This is a genomic window from Gramella sp. MAR_2010_147, assembly GCF_900105135.1.
Taxonomy (GTDB): Bacteria; Bacteroidota; Bacteroidia; order Flavobacteriales; family Flavobacteriaceae; genus Christiangramia.
Genome location: NZ_LT629741.1, coordinates 2,486,024 through 2,502,946, shown reverse-complemented (window position 1 = coordinate 2,502,946; position 16,923 = coordinate 2,486,024). Strand labels below are relative to the sequence as shown.

16 protein-coding genes are annotated in these 16,923 nt (G+C 36.7%); 10 read left to right on the top strand and 6 right to left on the bottom strand.

Features of this window, described 5'->3' with window-relative positions; translation table 11 throughout:
• Positions 1-39: 39 nt before the first annotated feature.
• Complete coding sequence (locus BLT95_RS11370; protein ID WP_157718052.1) at positions 40-507, top strand: DUF6265 family protein; 468 nt, start codon at positions 40-42, stop codon at positions 505-507.
• Here the strand turns inward: BLT95_RS11370 and BLT95_RS11365 are convergent.
• Complete coding sequence (locus BLT95_RS11365) at positions 498-857, bottom strand: YraN family protein (RefSeq protein WP_089666302.1); 360 nt, start codon at positions 855-857, stop codon at positions 498-500. The two genes, BLT95_RS11370 and BLT95_RS11365, sit on opposite strands and share 10 nt — an antisense overlap.
• An 11-nt stretch (positions 858-868) precedes the next feature.
• Positions 869-1,450, bottom strand: coding sequence for a hypothetical protein (locus tag BLT95_RS11360; protein WP_089666905.1), 582 nt, complete (start codon positions 1,448-1,450; stop codon positions 869-871).
• Between the two features lie 123 nt (positions 1,451-1,573).
• Between BLT95_RS11360 and metG the strand changes: the two genes are divergently transcribed.
• Entirely contained in the window at positions 1,574-3,649 is a 2,076-nt protein-coding gene (metG, locus tag BLT95_RS11355) for a methionine--tRNA ligase (protein WP_089666301.1), read from the top strand.
• A gap of 190 nt (positions 3,650-3,839) precedes the next feature.
• A complete protein-coding gene (locus BLT95_RS11350) occupies positions 3,840-4,742 on the top strand; it encodes a histone deacetylase (RefSeq protein WP_089666300.1) in 903 nt (300 codons plus the stop codon).
• Positions 4,743-4,746: 4 nt separating this feature from the next.
• Here BLT95_RS11350 and ssb read toward each other — a convergent pair whose 3' ends face one another.
• Positions 4,747-5,079 carry a single-stranded DNA-binding protein gene (gene ssb / locus BLT95_RS11345; RefSeq protein WP_089666299.1) on the bottom strand — a complete coding sequence of 111 codons (333 nt, stop codon included), beginning with the start codon at positions 5,077-5,079 and terminating at the stop codon, positions 4,747-4,749.
• 271 nt (positions 5,080-5,350) lie between these two features.
• Here ssb and BLT95_RS11340 point away from each other — a divergent pair, with 271 nt between their 5' ends.
• From BLT95_RS11340 to BLT95_RS11320, 5 genes are all read left to right on the top strand, one after another.
• The gene (locus BLT95_RS11340; protein WP_089666298.1) at positions 5,351-8,803 is read left to right on the top strand and encodes a pyruvate carboxylase; all 3,453 of its coding nucleotides are present in this window, start codon (positions 5,351-5,353) and stop codon (positions 8,801-8,803) included.
• A 265-nt stretch (positions 8,804-9,068) separates the two neighbouring features.
• Positions 9,069-9,692, top strand: a complete 624-nt coding sequence (locus BLT95_RS11335; protein ID WP_089666297.1) for a class I SAM-dependent methyltransferase — start codon at positions 9,069-9,071, stop codon at positions 9,690-9,692.
• Positions 9,689-10,006 (top strand): antibiotic biosynthesis monooxygenase, encoded by a 318-nt coding sequence (locus tag BLT95_RS11330; RefSeq protein ID WP_089666296.1) that lies wholly within the window; start codon positions 9,689-9,691, stop codon positions 10,004-10,006. Before BLT95_RS11335 ends, BLT95_RS11330 begins: the two co-directional genes overlap by 4 nt.
• 64 nt (positions 10,007-10,070) lie before the next feature.
• The gene (locus BLT95_RS11325) at positions 10,071-10,583 is read left to right on the top strand and encodes a hypothetical protein (protein WP_089666295.1); all 513 of its coding nucleotides are present in this window, start codon (positions 10,071-10,073) and stop codon (positions 10,581-10,583) included.
• 48 nt (positions 10,584-10,631) lie between these two features.
• On the top strand, positions 10,632-10,979 hold the full coding sequence (locus tag BLT95_RS11320) for a hypothetical protein (RefSeq protein ID WP_089666294.1): 348 nt from the start codon (positions 10,632-10,634) through the stop codon (positions 10,977-10,979).
• Positions 10,980-11,101: 122 nt separating this feature from the next.
• On the opposite strand, the gene BLT95_RS11315 is transcribed toward BLT95_RS11320, so the two are convergent.
• The gene (locus tag BLT95_RS11315; RefSeq protein ID WP_089666293.1) at positions 11,102-11,569 is read right to left on the bottom strand and encodes a CBS domain-containing protein; all 468 of its coding nucleotides are present in this window, start codon (positions 11,567-11,569) and stop codon (positions 11,102-11,104) included.
• A gap of 121 nt (positions 11,570-11,690) precedes the next feature.
• On the opposite strand from BLT95_RS11315, the gene BLT95_RS11310 reads away from it, so the two are divergent.
• Together BLT95_RS11310 and BLT95_RS11305 are read left to right on the top strand one after the other, a co-directional pair.
• On the top strand, positions 11,691-14,012 hold the full coding sequence (locus BLT95_RS11310; protein WP_089666292.1) for a M20/M25/M40 family metallo-hydrolase: 2,322 nt from the start codon (positions 11,691-11,693) through the stop codon (positions 14,010-14,012).
• Between the two features lies 1 nt (position 14,013).
• A complete protein-coding gene (locus BLT95_RS11305; protein WP_089666291.1) occupies positions 14,014-14,820 on the top strand; it encodes an NAD(P)-dependent oxidoreductase in 807 nt (268 codons plus the stop codon).
• 1 nt (position 14,821) lies between these two features.
• Here the strand turns inward: BLT95_RS11305 and BLT95_RS11300 are convergent, their stop codons facing one another.
• Both BLT95_RS11300 and hflX read right to left on the bottom strand, forming a co-directional pair.
• A complete protein-coding gene (locus tag BLT95_RS11300; protein ID WP_089666290.1) occupies positions 14,822-15,547 on the bottom strand; it encodes a hypothetical protein in 726 nt (241 codons plus the stop codon).
• Between the two features lie 69 nt (positions 15,548-15,616).
• A complete protein-coding gene (gene hflX / locus BLT95_RS11295; protein WP_089666289.1) occupies positions 15,617-16,840 on the bottom strand; it encodes a GTPase HflX in 1,224 nt (407 codons plus the stop codon).
• Positions 16,841-16,923: the final 83 nt, after the last annotated feature.

Sequence of the window (16,923 nt, the reverse complement as noted above, 5' to 3'; positions counted from 1 at the left end):
TCAGGCTGACGCACCTAAACAGATTATTAAAATTTAATAATGAAATTATATATAATCTTTATTCTCTTCATGGTTTTTCCATTAGACTCGAATACTATAGAAATGGATTTTAGGCAAAATCCAGAAACTTTTGACTGGATAATTGGTGACTGGATCAGGACGAATGGTATGCATAAATTAACCACTACTGAACACTGGAAAAAGATTTCCTCTAATTTGTATGAAGGCACTGGTGTTACAAAAAAGAACAATGAGACCGTTTTCAGGGAAAACCTAAGAATTATCAAAAAAGAAGAAAAGTGGATTTATGAAGTTACCGGTGTTAATAAGGAAACTACTAATTTTTTGCTGACCTCAATTTCTGACAACACTTTTACCGCGGTAAATCCCGAAAATGAATTCCCTAAAAAAATAAGCTACCGTACAGAAGATAAAAAACTCATCGCGGAAATTTCAGATGACCGTAAAAAAGAAATTTTTGAATTTAGTAAAGCAAATCAGAAATAAAGAAATGCATCCTGAATATGCTCAATCCGGGTACCCGTTTTGTTCTTAATAATCGCTATAATATCAAACCTTACCTCAACATCCAGATTTCGATCTTCCACGTAAAAATTCATCGCCTTTACTAATTGCTGAATTTGCTTCCGCTTTACAAAATCCTGTGGATTTCCAAATTCCGGAGTGCTACGAGTTTTTACTTCCGCGGCGATAAGGGTATTTCCTCTTTGGGCAATGATATCAATCTCAGCCTTTTGATGACGATAGTTTAATTCAAGAATCTCGTATTCCTTTAATCGTAGATATTCCACGGCAAGCTCTTCCCCTTTTTTCCCAAGTTCGTTATGCTCTGCCATGAATTAAGTTTTTAGATAGCGTAATTAATCATTATAGAACCTACTTTAAGGTCCAGGGCTTCAATTTCTTCAGGCGTTGCTTCTATAATCTTATCACCATAAAATTTATTTAAAAGCTCATTTCCCGGTTTAAGAAAAACTCTAAGTCCGCTTTTTTCCAGTTTTCCTCCATTCCAGTCTACTGCTCCACTGTAATCCCAGCCAAAACCGTAAAAAGAAATTTTCTTTCCGTTCATTTTATTAAGATCTTCATACGTTGTTCCTATGTTTACTCCAGTTTCAGATTTCCATCTGCCATTTTGAGCATATCTTAAATCATGAATTTTAGTTCTTTCCTTATCCTGCCAGGTTATATGAAGTTCATCTGTAGTTCCGGGATATAAAATAGTAAAAGGTCTTTCCTCAGTCTCTTCTTCAAACATATCGGCACCTTCTTTCACGTTAGCATCAGGATAATTTCTTTTAATATCTTCAGCAGCCAAATCACCCAGGTTTTCTACGGTAAATTTTGAAGTATTTCCTGAAGTCCTCTTTTTTGTACTATTACATGCAGTTATTACAAGTACTGCAAGGATCATTGCTATTTTACGCATTCTAGTTTCGATTTTAGGTAAAATTAGAAAGTTATTCTTCATGGCTTTTGCCTTTTACAAGAATTTAACGCGTATTCAAACACCTTTATGTAACTTTGCTCCTCTTAAAAAGGAATTAGAATAATGAACAAAAATCCTAAGAGATTTACGATTACAGCGGCCTTACCTTATACCAACGGGCCTATTCATATTGGACATTTAGCCGGCGTTTATGTACCGGCAGATATTTATTCCCGTTTTTTGCGAATGCAGGGCCACGATGTTGCCTTTGTTTGCGGTAGTGATGAGCATGGGGTGCCTATTACCATCAAAGCAAAAAAAGAAGGGGTGACTCCACAGGATGTAGTTGATAAATACGATGGAATCATTAAAAAATCCTTTGAGGAATTTGGGGTAAGTTTTGACAATTATTCCAGAACTTCAGGAAAAACGCATCATGACACAGCTTCGTCATTTTTCAAAAAAATGTATGAAGATGGAAAATTCATTGAAGAAACTACCGAGCAATTATACGATGAAGAAGCAGGACAATTCTTAGCTGACAGATTTGTCACCGGAACCTGCCCAAAATGTGGAAATGAAGAAGCTTACGGCGATCAATGTGAAAGCTGTGGATCTTCGCTGAATGCAACAGATCTTATCAATCCAAAATCGGCAATCACAGGCGCTGTTCCTACTTTAAAGGAAACAAGACACTGGTTTCTTCCGTTAGATCAATATGAAGATTTCTTAAAAGAATGGATCCTTAAAGGTCATAAAGCCGACTGGAAATCTAATGTTTACGGTCAGGTAAAATCATGGATAGATGATGGCCTTCGTGCACGTGCAGTAACCCGTGACCTGGACTGGGGAATCCCGGTTCCTGTTGAAGGTGGTGACGGTAAAGTTCTATATGTGTGGTTTGATGCACCTATTGGATATATTTCATCTACCAAAGAATGGGCTGAGCGTGAAGGAAAAGATTGGGAACCGTACTGGAAAGATGACAATACTAAGTTGGTTCACTTTATTGGAAAGGATAACATTGTATTTCACTGTATTATTTTTCCGGTTATGTTAAAAGCACATGGAGATTATATACTTCCTGAAAATGTTCCTGCCAATGAGTTTTTAAATCTGGAAGGAAAGAAACTATCTACTTCTAAGAACTGGGCGGTTTGGTTGCATGAATATCTGGAAGATTTTCCAGATCAGCAGGATGTCTTGAGATACGTTTTAACCGCCAACGCTCCAGAAACAAAAGATAATGACTTTACCTGGAAAGATTTTCAGGCTAGAAATAATAATGAACTGGTGGCTATCTTCGGAAACTTTATTAACCGGGTGGTAGTGCTTACCAATAAATATTATGACGGAATTGTTCCTGAACCAGAAGCCTATTCAGAAGTTGACGAGAAAACGATCGCTGAGCTAAAAGCCTATCCATCTGTAATTGCAAGTTCTATCGAGAGATATCGATTTAGAGAAGCACAGGGAGAATTGATGAACCTGGCCAGAATGGGTAATAAGTACCTGGCTGATGAAGAGCCGTGGAAACTGATCAAAACTGATGAAGAAAGAGTAAAAACCATTATGTATGTAGCACTACAGATCGCTTCAGCACTATCAATTATCTCAGAACCATTTTTACCATTTACCTCAGCAAAACTTAAGAAAATGCTGAATCATGTGGATGAAAATTCAGATAACACCCCAGATTGGGATATTATAGGAACCAAAGAAGCGCTTCTTCCGGCAGGTCATCAAATTGGCAAGGCTGAATTGCTTTTCAGCAAGATCGAAGATGAACAAATGGAAAAGCAACTGGAAAAATTAGAAGCTACTAAAACTGCAAACGCCATGGAAGATCAGAAAGCCGAACCTCAGAAAGAGATCGCCACTTTTGAAGATTTCACAAAAATGGATCTTCGCGTTGGAACGATTATCGAAGCTGAAAAAATGCCTAAAACCAAAAAACTGATGGTTTTAAAAGTTGATACCGGATTAGACCAAAGAACAGTAGTTTCTGGAATTGCTGAACATTTTAAAGCCGAAGATATCATTGGCAAAAAAGTGACTGTTTTAGTGAATCTTGCTCCAAGAAAGTTACGCGGAGTAGAAAGCGAAGGCATGATCCTAATGACCGAAAATGCTGAAGGAAAACTGGTTTTTGTGAATCCTGATGAAGACGGAGTAACAAGTGGTACTACAATAAACTAATTTAGTTTTTATCATATGGAGCACAGTCAAAATATGTTGAAAAATCTTATTACTAAAATCTGTTTTAAATTATGTTCGTCAAGCTGAACTTGTTTCAGCTTCTCTTTTATACTATGAACTTCCAACAGATCCTAAAACAAGTTTAGGATGACGGTTATTGGACTTCATTTTAAATCGGTATTTCCAAATCATGCTCAAAATCGCCTTCCATCCTATATATAAGCATCCGTTGCCCGAAGGTCACCGGTTTCCAATGGAGAAGTATGATTTGCTGCCCAAGCAATTGCTTCATGAAGGGACTTGTGAGGAGAACAATTTTTTTGAGCCAGAATTTCCCGATGAATCCCATATTTTAAAAGTTCATGATCCAGATTATGTACAGCGGCTGAAAAACCTGAATTTAACAAAAAAAGAAATCAGGGTTTCCGGATTTCCTCTTTCAAAAGAATTGGTGAACAGGGAGCAAATTATCGCTGATGGAACCATAAGAGCCTGTGATTATGCTTTGGAAAATGGAATTTCCATGAATATCGCCGGGGGAACCCATCATGCTTTTTCTAACAGGGCTGAAGCCTTTTGTTTGTTCAATGATCAGGCGATTGGAGCCAGATATCTTCAGAAAAAAGAGCTTGCACATAAGATTCTTATCATAGACCTGGATGTTCACCAGGGCAACGGAACAGCAGAGATCTTTCAAAATGATGATTCCGTATTCACTTTTTCGATGCATGGAAAAGGGAATTATCCTTTCCGAAAAGAAAAGTCAGATCTGGATATAGAATTGGAAGACGGTTCCAAAGACGAAGCATATCTTAAAAAGCTAAAATCTATACTACCAGATCTTATTGAAAAAACGAGCCCAGACTTTATTTTCTATCTGTGCGGGGTGGATATTTTAGACACTGATAAACTTGGTAGGCTTTCCTGTTCTATCAGTGGTTGTAAAGAAAGAGACAGGTTCGTTCTACAAACCTGTCACGATCTTAATATCCCAGTGGAATGTAGTATGGGAGGCGGCTATTCTAAGGAGATTAAACTCATTATTGAAGCTCACGCCAACACATATCGATTAGCTCAGGAAATCTACTTTTAGAAGTTTATTTACCAAGAAGCAAAAGTTCATGACAAACCACTTCAGTGATATACCTTTTAATACCATCTTTATCTTCATAACTCCTGCTGGTTAGCTTTCCCTCTATGCCAATTTCCTTTCCTTTAGGAACATAATTCTCTACTAGCTCAGCGGTTTTTCCCCAGGCTACAATATTGTGCCATTGAGTATCTGTGATCTTTTCACCTTTCGCATTTTTATAACTTTCGTTAGTTGCTACTGAAAATTTTGCCAACTTCTTCCCCGATTCAAGGTTTACGATCTCAGGATCATTCCCTACATGCCCAATCAATTGTACTGTGTTTCTTAAAGTGCTCATAACTATAGAATTTATTGCAGCTGAAAATCATTCGTTCATTTCAACAGGACAAATATGCGATGAGCTTAAAAGCATAATCGTCTAAAAAGTATTTGTATCTGTTTACTTTCGTTTGTAAACGTTTAAAAATGATTTAAGAAAAACCTACAATGCAATTACAGACCTGATACTAAATGCAATACTTTTTTATGTTTTTATCAGATAAATCCATAAATAATTATAAACTTTAAGGTGTTTAATGTCTAGAAATATATTTTACTAACTTCTAACCATGAAAATAAAGAAAGTTTTAGTTGCTAATAGAGGAGAAATTGCAATACGTGTTTTTAGAGCCTGTGTAGAAATTGGTGTTAGAACCGTAGGAATTTATACATACGAAGACCGTTATTCATTACACCGTTATAAAGCTGACGAATCTTATCAGATCGGGGAAGATCATGAACCTTTAAAACCATATTTAAACATAGATGCCATTATTCAGGTTGCGTTAGACAATAATATTGACGCGATTCATCCTGGTTATGGATTTCTTTCTGAAAATGCTGAATTCGCTCAAAAATGTGAAGATAACGGCATTATTTTTATCGGCCCTAAAGTTTCAGTATTAAAAGCACTTGGAGATAAAATTACGGCTAAAACTGTCGCTGTAAATAATGATATTCCCATTATTCAAAGTAGCGAAAAAGATCTTGTAGATATTGATATTGCATTATCTGAAGCTAAGAAAATAGGATATCCTGTGATGCTTAAGGCCGCTTCTGGTGGCGGTGGGCGTGGGATGCGTGTTATTCGTTCTAAAGAGGAGCTCAAAAATGCTTTTAACGAATCCAGACGGGAATCGCTTAATGCTTTTGGAGACGACACTGTTTTTCTTGAAAAATATGTGGAAAACCCTAAACATATAGAAATCCAGATTGTCGCAGATGCCTATGGTGACATTGTGCATTTGTTTGAACGTGATTGCTCAGTACAGAGACGTTATCAAAAAGTTATTGAATACGCACCGTCCTTTGGACTGGAACAGAACGTAAAAGATAAACTCTATGCCTACGCTATCAAAATATGTAAGGCTGTAGATTATAATAATATTGGGACGGTAGAATTCTTACTGGATGAAGATGGTAGTATTTATTTTATAGAAGTAAACCCCAGAATCCAGGTAGAACATACAGTTACCGAAATTGTAACCAATATAGATCTGGTAAAAACCCAGATTTTTATAGCGGGTGGATACAAACTTTCTGATAAGCAGATTAAAATTCCAAATCAGGAAGCAGTTAAGGTTACCGGTTTTGCTTTACAATGTCGTATTACCACTGAAGACCCAACAAACGATTTTAAACCAGATTACGGAATAATATCAACCTATAGAAGTGCTTCAGGTTTTGGTATTCGCTTAGATGCGGGTAGTTTGTACCAGGGTGTGAATGTTTCTCCCTTTTTCGATTCCATGCTGGTAAAAGTTTCGGCCAGTAGCAGAACTTTAGATGGCGCCTGTAGAAAAATGCGTAGGGCTTTAGCCGAATTTCGTATTAGAGGAGTTAAAACAAATATCTACTTTTTAGATAATATTTTAAATCACCCTACTTTTCGTAAAGGAGAAGTGACGGTAAATTTCATCAAGAATGAGCCTTCTCTTTTCGAATTTGCAGAACCGCGAAATCGCGCCACTAAGCTGGTAGGATATTTAGCTGAAGTTATTGTAAACGGAAACCCGGATATAAAAAACAAAGAGCCAAATAAAGAATTTCTAAAACCCATAGTTCCAGCTTTTGATAAAGCTGCTAAATATCCAAAAGGCACCAAAGATCTATTAACAGAACTTGGTCCCGAAAAATTTTCAACCTGGTTAAAGGAAGAAAAGAAAATTCATTTTACCGATACGACCATGCGGGATGCGCATCAAAGCCTTTTGGCTACTCGTATGCGGACTACAGATATGCTTAAGGTCGCAGAGGGTTTTGCAAAAAATCATCCGGAAGTATTTAGTATGGAAGTTTGGGGAGGCGCCACTTTTGACGTGTGCCTTCGGTTTTTAAATGAGAATCCCTGGGAGCGATTAAGATTGCTACGAAAAGCGATGCCAAATATGTTGTTGCAAATGCTTATAAGGGGTTCCAACGGAGTAGGCTACACTGCCTATCCAGATAATTTAATTGAAAAATTTGTAGAACAATCCTGGGAAAATGGGGTCGACATCTTTAGAATATTTGATTCCTTAAACTGGATGAAATCCATAGCGCCCTGTATAGAACATGTACGAACTAAAACCGGTGGCCTGGCGGAAGGATCGATTTGTTATACCGGAGATATTTCAGACCCTAAGAAAACAAAATATGATCTGAAATACTATGTGCAATTAGCTAAAGATATAGAAAATGCAGGAGCCCATATTTTAGGTATAAAAGATATGGCAGGCCTATTAAAGCCCAATGCTGCCTTTGAACTGATTTCAGCATTAAAATCTGAAATAGATATCCCTATTCACCTCCATACACATGATACTTCATCTGTACAAGCCGCAATGTATTTAAAAGCTGCAGAGGCCGGAGTAGATGTAATAGATGTGGCTCTTGGCGGACTCTCTGGACTCACCTCACAGCCCAACTTTAATTCCATCCTTGAAATATTTCAATTTCACGAAAGAGCCAACAAAATAGACAGCAAAAAGCTTGAAGAATATTCAGATTACTGGGAACTGGTTAGAAACTATTACTATCCATTTGAATCTGGTTTAAAAGCCGGTACCGGGGCCGTTTATACCCATGAAATCCCGGGAGGCCAATATTCTAACTTAAAAGGCCAGGCAATTGCTTTAGGACTGGAAGATAAATTCCCGGAGGTTACCAAAATGTATGGCGAGGTCAATCAGCTTTTTGGAGATATTGTAAAAGTTACGCCTAGTTCTAAAGTGGTTGGTGACATGGCTCAGTACCTTATTTCCAACAACCTAAGTATACAGGATGTAATGGATAAAGGAGATACTATGTCTTTTCCGCAATCTGTAATTAGCTTTTTCAAAGGCGATCTGGGGAAACCGGTGGGAGGCTTCCCGAAAAAAATTCAGGAATTGGTATTAAAAGGAGAAAAACCATACACCGAAAAGCCTAATGCCCATTTAGAGCCTATAGATTTTGATGCAGAATTTGAAAATTTTAATCGCATTTTCTCTAAAGGTATGGGCAGAGATCTGGATATTACCGAATTTTTATCATACAATTTATACCCAAAAGTATTTACAGAATCATATAACCACCATGTGAAATACGGGAATGTGATGAATATTCCCACCAAAAATTTCTTTTATGGAATGGAAATTGGCGAAGAAATTATGGTAGAACTGGATAAAGGAAAGAATGTTTTAATATCCTTTGTTTCTATTACAGATCCTGATGATGAAGGAAATGTGGATGTTTTATTCAAGGTTAACGGGCAGCTAAGAAATGTTGTTGTAAAAGATAAGACCGTAAAGGTGGTCAAAGTTGAAAATGTTAAAGCAGAAGCCGGGAACCCAAAACAAATTGGAGCTCCCCTTCAGGGACTATTGTCCAGTGTACTTGTAAAGAAAGGACAGAAAATTAAAACGAACCAGCCCCTATTCGTAATCGAAGCTATGAAAATGGAAACCACTGTTGTGGCACCCGTTAATGGAATTATAGATAAAATTCAGCTTCAAGAAGGAGCCCTGGTAAAATCTGAAGATCTCGTTGTGAAAATGGAGTAAGAATATAAACTTTTGATTCTGGTTTTGTTCAGAAGCTTATTTTAAATGCTAATCCCAGCTAAAAATAACTGGGATTAGCTATTTTAGAAAACTGAAGTAAATATGAACCTAGGTCATTTCTTGGCTGATTATTTTTCCAGAATTTCACCTCCATTTTACTTTATCTGCTTCTGGATATAAGTACATTCTAGAAAATTTTTAAAAAAAGTGTATTTTTCGCCATCTATGGAGTTATCCTAAGCCTTATTTTACTTTTTATTTCAAGATGAGTATAGAAAAAGCATACAACCAATGGTCTTCGCAGTATGACACCAATAAAAATCGCACCCGGGACATGGATAAAAAAGTTACGCGTCATGTTCTAACAGATTTAGAATTCAATTCTGTTCTGGAACTTGGTTGCGGTACGGGAAAAAATACTGAATGGTTACAATCCAGAGCATCTAATATTTTGGCAGTAGATTTTTCAGAGGAAATGCTGAATCTCGCAAAAAGTAAGATCAGTCATTCAAAAGTAATTTTTCAGAAAGCAGATATTACGAAAATTTGGGACTGGACCTTAGAGAAATATGACCTTATTACCTGCAATTTAATTCTGGAGCATATTAAAGATCTTGAATTCATCTTTAATCAGGCATTTTCAAAATTAGAATCTGGCGGATATTTTTTTATTTCAGAATTACATCCATTTAAGCAATATAATGGCACAAAAGCCAGATTTGAGTCGGGAGATGGGTTAATTGAACTTGAAACCTTTACGCATCATATTTCAGAATATCTCAATGCCGCCCATGCCGCCGGTTTTCAACTAAAAAGATTGAACGAGTGGTTCGACGAAAATAGAAACACCTCTCCAAGATTATTAAACCTTCTTTTCCTGAAACCATGATAGCCAGTACACCAAAACCACCTTATTACGCAATAATTTTTATTTCTGAAATGAGAAATGATCATGAAGGATATTCTGAAATGGCTGAAAAAATGGAAGCTTTAGCTAAGTTACAACCGGGATATCTTGGATTTGAATCGGCCAGATCTGAAATTGGCATTAGTATATCTTACTGGCAAGACCTGGAAAGCATTAGAAAATGGAAGGAAAATACAGATCATATCATGGCGCAAAAACTAGGAAAAGATCAATGGTATAGATCATATAAAATCAGGATTTCAAAAGTAGAAAGAGATTATGATTTTAATGTTTAATGAACATAAGGACGCAACCTTTCCGGCTTAAACTCATCTACTTAGAGAAAGAGAAAATTTCATCATGAAAAATATAGTTTTATTATTACTAATATCGGTCTTCTTAATCTCCTGTAGTAAATCTGATGATCATCCCCGCAATAATCCAGATGATGCAAATTATATTGTCTACCCCGACTCTTCACTTGTATTTACCAATACCGAAAATGGTACATTTATAGAAGTTCAAAGCGGAAACAAACTCGTTTTTGAGTATCGATATTCTACAGAAGGAAGACCAGAAATTGCCGATGACGAATTTACGGAAGTGGTGTATTTTGAACTTGATCCAGCCACGGAAAATTTCACCATAAACCAGGATAGTTTTGAAAGTACCCAATCTTATCTGGGAAAATTCTGTTTTTGCGGACGAACAGGGTATTTCCCGATAACCTCAGGAGAAATTAACGGAGAAAAGACAGGCAGTTTGCAATGGAGGGTCTCGCTGGACGTAAATGCACTGATTGAAGCTGAAAATAATATTCCTGAAATGACTTTTGAGGCTAATGCTTCAGGTACCTTTAAGCCCACCAATTAGAATGTTCTCCTTAATTCGCATCTCCGCTTTTTTTAGTTATATTTCAATATGGAAAAATCTTGCCCGGAGTGCGGAGAGAAAATTATAGGCCGAACCGATAAAAAGTTTTGCAGCGACTACTGTCGAAATGCTTTCCATAATAATGCAAATAAGGATTCTAGCAAACTCATAAGAAACACCAATAACCTGCTTCGTAAAAATTACCGTATTCTGGAAGAATTAAATCCCAATGGGAAAACATCGGTTTCCAGAAACAAATTACTTACAAGGGGCTTTAATTTTGAATTTTTTACCAGTATCTATACTACAAAAACCGGGAATCAATATTTCTTTATTTATGACCAGGGTTACCTAAAATTAGAAAATGATTTTTATGCGCTGGTAAAAAGGAAATAGTAATTTTTCAGACTGCCATATGTGATTTACCTGAGATCAAGACAACATAAAACCTATTAAACCATAAATTATTTATTTTATAGCTCCTGTTGTTATTCGACCGGAAACAATACTCAAATTCTTCAATAATTCCAGGTATGACCTTTTAATTTTAAAGCTGCATTTAAAACATCCCTTTGGCTAATTTGCCCTACAAGTTTTCCATTCTCAATAATTGGAAACCTCCTAAATTTAAGTTCTGTAAATTTTCGTGCTGCCTCCAGCACATTCATATTACCATCTATCGTTTCCACAGTCGTTATCATTCTTTTACCAACAGTTAAATCTGTCATAGGCATATTGTAGTAACGGCTATCTGAAATCTCTTTCATACAGTCCCCTTCAGAAATCATTCCCAGTAATTCCATTTTTTCGTTGACCACGCAACCACCAGAAATACCATGCTTGATTAGTTTTTCCATCACATCCATGATATTTTCATTTTCTGTAAAAGTGACAAGATTTTGAGTCATATAATCCTTTACAGAAATAGGTGTTTCTGCAGGTTTTTCTGGCGCTGCCCGCCTTCCCATAAAACTTTTTATACCCATAGCATTAAGTTTTTGATTACTAATTACTTAAATATAAGGATTTTTAGTTTAGTGGCACAGGAGTTATTTTCTTGTCTAATTATAAAACTTATTTAACTTTAAGACTTCTGAACCTAAATTCATGACTAACCGATTTACTGGCTTAATCGCCTTTCTCCTGATCATCTTCACGGTATGGTTAAGTTTTAATTTTGACCAACCTGATTTTGATCCTGATACAAATGGTAATTTAACCAACTTTTCTACCTCCCGTGCTTTTGAGCATGTAGAAGCGATAGCAAAAGAACCTCATTACGTGGGTAGTCCTGCTCACAGTAAGGCGAGAAACTATATCGTAGATCAACTTCAAAAAATGGGTCTCGAAGTCCAAACCCAGGAGGCTTATCATCTTAATAAACACGGAGTCCTTGTTAAACCACAAAATATACTTGCCAGAATTGACGGCTCCAGGAATGGTGATGCACTTGTATTAATGACGCATTATGATTCTGCGATGCATTCTTCATATGGCGCAAGTGATGCCGGAAGTGGGGTAGCAACCATACTGGAAGGCATAAGAGCTTTTCTTGAAAAGAACCCAGAACATCAAAATGATATTATTCTCCTTTTTACAGATGCTGAAGAGCTGGGATTAAATGGTGCCGGACTTTTTATTAAAGATCATCCATGGGCTAAAGACGCAAAGCTTGCTTTAAATTTTGAAGCACGCGGCAGTGGAGGAAATCCTTTTATGCTCCTGGAAACTAATGGGAAAAACGCAAAATTAATTGAAGCCTTTAAAGAGGCTGATGTTGATTTCCCGGTCACTAACTCCCTGGCATATAGCATTTACAAAATGCTTCCTAACGATACAGATCTCACGGTTTTAAGGGAAGAGGGAGATATCAATGGATATAATTTTGCTTTTATAGATGACCATTTTGATTATCATACGGCAAATGATCTTCCAAAAAACCTTGATAAGGAAACGCTCGCGCACCAGGGAAGCTACCTGATGCCTCTTCTTGATTATTTTAGCAATAGGGATATAGAAAATCTTTCCAGTGACAGGGATCTTATCTATTTCAGCCTGCCTTTTGGGGAATTTGTAACCTATCCATTTAACTGGATCTCTCCAATGCTTATATTGGCAATTATCCTGTTTATAGCGCTTGTGATCTATGGCATAAGAAGAGAAAGCCTTAATATAATTGGGATCTTTAAAGGTTTTATTCCAGTAATATTAAGTTTGATCGTTTCTGGTTTACTTGTTTGGGGTTTCTGGCAATTCTGCCTTTTTATCTATCCAGAATATTCTGAAATGGAACATGGATTTACCTACAATGGCTACTGGTATATTTCTTCTTGCATATTTCTGGCACTGGCCGTTTGTTTTATGATCTATCATTTACTCAGGAGAAGTCTAAGAACAGCTTCTGTGTTTATAGCTCCATTAACTTTATGGTTAATAATATGCGGATTGATCTCTGTGTACCTTAAAGGTGCTGCTTACTTTATAATCCCGGTTTATTTTGGATTATTACAGCTTTTTGTAATGATACGCCAGGAAAAACCAAACCGAATTCTAATGGTCGTGCTCTCCAGCCCTGCGATATTTATCTTATTACCTTTTATATGGAGTCTTCCCGTTGCATTAGGACTAAAAATGTTGTTCGTTACTGCGATACTTGTAAGCCTGTTATTTTTTCTATTCCTGCCTTTATTTGGATATTTTAGACGTTTAAAATCTTTTGCGGTGCTATGTTTCCTAATATTTAATGTTCTTATTTTCGTGGCGCATTATTATTCAGATTTCAGTATAGACAAGCCAAAACCTAACAGTTTGGTATATTTGCAGGATCTGGATGAAAACACCTCTACCTGGTATTCCTATGACAGTATGGTAGATGACTGGACTTCAGAATATTTTGGGGAAAACCCTGTTAAAACCTCTCATACAGAATCTAATTTTAGCAGTAAATATGGAAGCGGTTTCACCTTTAAGGCAGAAGCTCCATATATAAATATTCCAGAACCCAAAATTATTATTGAAAACAGGGGACTGGATAGTTTGAGCAACCAGAACTATTCTTTGAAAATAGCGCCAAACAGGGTGATTAACAGGATGGAGATCTATGAGACAAAAGATGTAGATTTCAAAGAATTTAAAGTAAACGGGCTTGAAGCCGGTGAAGTATATTTAGGAGAGAATGCCTTTCATATGTTCAAGAGACGCTGGAAAGAGCGGTTATTGACATATTACGCATCCAATCAGGATACATTAAGAATAGACTTTAGCGTGGAGAAAGGAGATCTTCCGGAATTTGTGATCTATGAATCTGCTTACGATCTTATAGGGAATAAGGATCTAAATGTAAAAGAAAGACCTGAGGGCATGATCCCTAGACCTTTTATATTGAATGATGTCACCATTTTAAAGAAAACAATTAGAATTAAAAATTAAGATGAAAATAGCAATATTGGGGTGCGGATGGCTTGGAATGGAACTTGGAAAAAGACTTCGGAAAGAAAACCACGAAGTTAGAGGATCGGTTACCAGCATGGATAAAATGAGTGAAGTACGCTCTGCAGGTATTGTTCCCTACTCCATTAAACTTTTTGAAAAAGGAATTCAGGGAGATATAAGATCTTTTCTTTCCGGAACGAATCTTCTAATTGTTGATGTCCCTCCGGGATTAAGAAAAAATCCTGAAATCGATTTTGTAAAGAAAATAAGAAACCTTATTCCATATATCGAAAAATCATATCTTCAAAAAGTGATCTTTACCAGCTCCACTTCGGTCTATGAAGACACCAATGAATATACTGTTTACGATGAAACTTCAGATACAAATCAAAATGACGACACCTCTATACAACTACGTAACGTAGAATTGTTATTCCTGAACAATAAAAGTTTTAACGCTTCCATTTTAAGGTTTGGTGGTCTAATTGGAGAAAAAAGACATCCCATTAATCACTTATCAGGAAAAGATGGAGTGAAAAATCCTGATGCGCCTATTAATCTGGTTCATCAGGAAGACTGTATTTCTGCAATTTTTAAGCTAATAGATAAACCAAAAGATAATTCGATCTGGAATGTAGTGTATCCCGAACATCCTCCAAAAAAAGAATATTATACAAAAATAGCTTTAGATCGCGGAATGCCGGCACCCGAATTTGAAGATTCAGGAAACTCCAAAGGAAAAAAAATAAGCTCCGAAAAAATAAAAAGTAAGCTCAAATTTGAGTTCTCAAAATCTATCTGGTAATCTATTTTGAATAGGCTTCCGAATAAGGCGACCAAATTTCATAAATAGGATCCCCTTTGGAGCTTTTTCCCGAGTGATGCCACTCTCCATCTTTTAGTTCGTAATTAAAATCAAGACTGGCTCCTACCCGGTTACTATCCCTTGAAAAGAATTCTATATTCTCAATATATTTTCCGTTTTCTGCGGAATAGGTTCCCCCACCGGTTCCGGAAAATTCTTTGGTGGCCGAATTAAACGCTACCCATTGAAATCGTCCACCGCCCAGCATTTTGATGGTACGCCGATCTCCAGGAGTCATAGTGCTCATTTCTCCGCCTCTTTTTCTGCCGGTAATTACCCAATTCCCGTCAAGATCTTTCTTTTTGCTTGAAACTCGCTTCCAGACCTGGACAGAATTTGGTCCTTCGATTTTTATGGTTTGATCATCCACCCATGTTAAATCAAACTCTGTGGTTTGCCCGATTAATTCTGGAGATGTAGTATGAAAATCTAAAGTTACAGAGTGATCTTCGTTTGAATATTCACCTCCTTGAGCCCAGAGAAATTCATTAGAACCTGTTTTCTTAGCACCTTCAGTAAAATAATTGTCCTGATAGATCCTGATAATTTCTTTATCAGTTAACTTTTTACCATTTTCTTCTGTGAGTTTCCAGGAACCTTCGAGAGATTGTGCCGTAACGCCAAAGCTCATCGCTAAGACAACTAAAAGTATATATAACTTTTTCATAATTTATAAGTTTTTGATCCTCATAAATTTAAAAAGATACTTTCAAAATTCAGTCAAAGCTTTATTAAGCTATTCCTTTTCTTCTCCGTATTTATCATACTCAGGATATAGAAAATTGTTATAAGGAAACCTTGTTATATGAATATCTCTTACTGCCTCGTATACTTTCTTGCGGAAATCTTCCATATTTTCCTTATTTAACGCCGAAATAAAAAGGGCATTATCACCTACACGATTCATCCATGTCCTTTTCCACTCCTTTAAGGAATAATGTGCTGAAGTCTTTTCGGTAATAAGGTCGTCCTCTTCAATCTTTTCAGGTTGATAAGAGTCTATTTTATTAAAGACCATGATCGTTGGTTTTCCCAGCGTTTCAATTTCAGTGAGGATTTTATTTACTGAATCTATATGATCTTCAAAGTTAGGGTGTGAAATATCTACGACATGAAGTAAAAGATCGGCCTCCCTCACCTCATCAAGAGTCGATTTAAAGGACTCTACAAGCTGTGTAGGTAACTTCCTAATGAATCCCACCGTATCACTTAACAAGAAGGGTAAATTGCGTATAACCACTTTTCTAACGGTTGTATCCAGAGTAGCGAAAAGTTTGTTCTCTGCAAAAACATCACTTTTACTTATTACATTCATCAATGTGGATTTTCCAACATTGGTATATCCCACAAGTGCCACTCGTACTAATTGCCCCCTGTTACCCCGCTGAACCTCCATTTGTTTATCTATGGTCTTCAGTTGTTTTTTAAGAAGGGAAATTTTATCGCGAACTATCCTACGGTCGGTCTCGATCTCTGTTTCTCCGGGACCACGCATTCCAATACCTCCACGCTGTCTTTCAAGGTGTGTCCACATTCCCGCTAATCTTGGTAACAGGTACTCATATTGCGCAAGTTCTACCTGGGTTCTTGCATAGCTTGTTTTAGCTCTCTGCGCGAAAATATCAAGGATAAGACCGGTCCTGTCCAGAATTTTACACTTTAATAGCTTTTCAATATTTTTCTGTTGTGCCGGTGAAAGTTCATCATCAAAAATAACCGCCCCAATATCGTTCTCTGCGGCAAATTCTTTCACATCATTCATCTTTCCAGAACCAATAAAAGTTTTTGGATCTGGTCTATCCATTCGTTGCGAAAATCTTTTAATCACTTCCCCACCGGCGGTATAAGTAAGAAACTCTAATTCGTCCAGATACTCCTCCAGTTTTTCCTGATCCTGATCTCTGGTAACTATACCAATTAGAACAGTTCTTTCATAAGATAAATCGGTCTTTTCAATCATAAGCACAAAGGTAATCAATAGAAAGCTATCAGTTTAAAACTGAAAATACTTCAACAAAATTTTAACTGAAAAAAGCCTGTGTA

Excerpts from the sequence above, each read along its gene's own strand:
- ssb (WP_089666299.1), bottom strand. The coding sequence starts at position 5,079 with ATGAGCACTTTAAGAAACACAGTACAATTGATTGGGCATGTAGGGAAT.
- hflX (WP_089666289.1), bottom strand. The coding sequence starts at position 16,840 with ATGATTGAAAAGACCGATTTATCTTATGAAAGAACTGTTCTAATTGGT.
- BLT95_RS11310 (WP_089666292.1), top strand. The coding sequence starts at position 11,691 with ATGACTAACCGATTTACTGGCTTAATCGCCTTTCTCCTGATCATCTTC.
- BLT95_RS11300 (WP_089666290.1), bottom strand. The coding sequence starts at position 15,547 with ATGAAAAAGTTATATATACTTTTAGTTGTCTTAGCGATGAGCTTTGGC.
- BLT95_RS11340 (WP_089666298.1), top strand. The coding sequence starts at position 5,351 with ATGAAAATAAAGAAAGTTTTAGTTGCTAATAGAGGAGAAATTGCAATA.
- BLT95_RS11305 (WP_089666291.1), top strand. The coding sequence starts at position 14,014 with ATGAAAATAGCAATATTGGGGTGCGGATGGCTTGGAATGGAACTTGGA.
- BLT95_RS11325 (WP_089666295.1), top strand. The coding sequence starts at position 10,071 with ATGAAAAATATAGTTTTATTATTACTAATATCGGTCTTCTTAATCTCC.
- BLT95_RS11370 (WP_157718052.1), top strand. The coding sequence starts at position 40 with ATGAAATTATATATAATCTTTATTCTCTTCATGGTTTTTCCATTAGAC.
- BLT95_RS11320 (WP_089666294.1), top strand. The coding sequence starts at position 10,632 with ATGGAAAAATCTTGCCCGGAGTGCGGAGAGAAAATTATAGGCCGAACC.
- BLT95_RS11365 (WP_089666302.1), bottom strand. The coding sequence starts at position 857 with ATGGCAGAGCATAACGAACTTGGGAAAAAAGGGGAAGAGCTTGCCGTG.
- metG (WP_089666301.1), top strand. The coding sequence starts at position 1,574 with ATGAACAAAAATCCTAAGAGATTTACGATTACAGCGGCCTTACCTTAT.
- BLT95_RS11350 (WP_089666300.1), top strand. The coding sequence starts at position 3,840 with ATGCTCAAAATCGCCTTCCATCCTATATATAAGCATCCGTTGCCCGAA.
- BLT95_RS11335 (WP_089666297.1), top strand. The coding sequence starts at position 9,069 with ATGAGTATAGAAAAAGCATACAACCAATGGTCTTCGCAGTATGACACC.
- BLT95_RS11330 (WP_089666296.1), top strand. The coding sequence starts at position 9,689 with ATGATAGCCAGTACACCAAAACCACCTTATTACGCAATAATTTTTATT.
- BLT95_RS11360 (WP_089666905.1), bottom strand. The coding sequence starts at position 1,450 with ATGCGTAAAATAGCAATGATCCTTGCAGTACTTGTAATAACTGCATGT.
- BLT95_RS11315 (WP_089666293.1), bottom strand. The coding sequence starts at position 11,569 with ATGGGTATAAAAAGTTTTATGGGAAGGCGGGCAGCGCCAGAAAAACCT.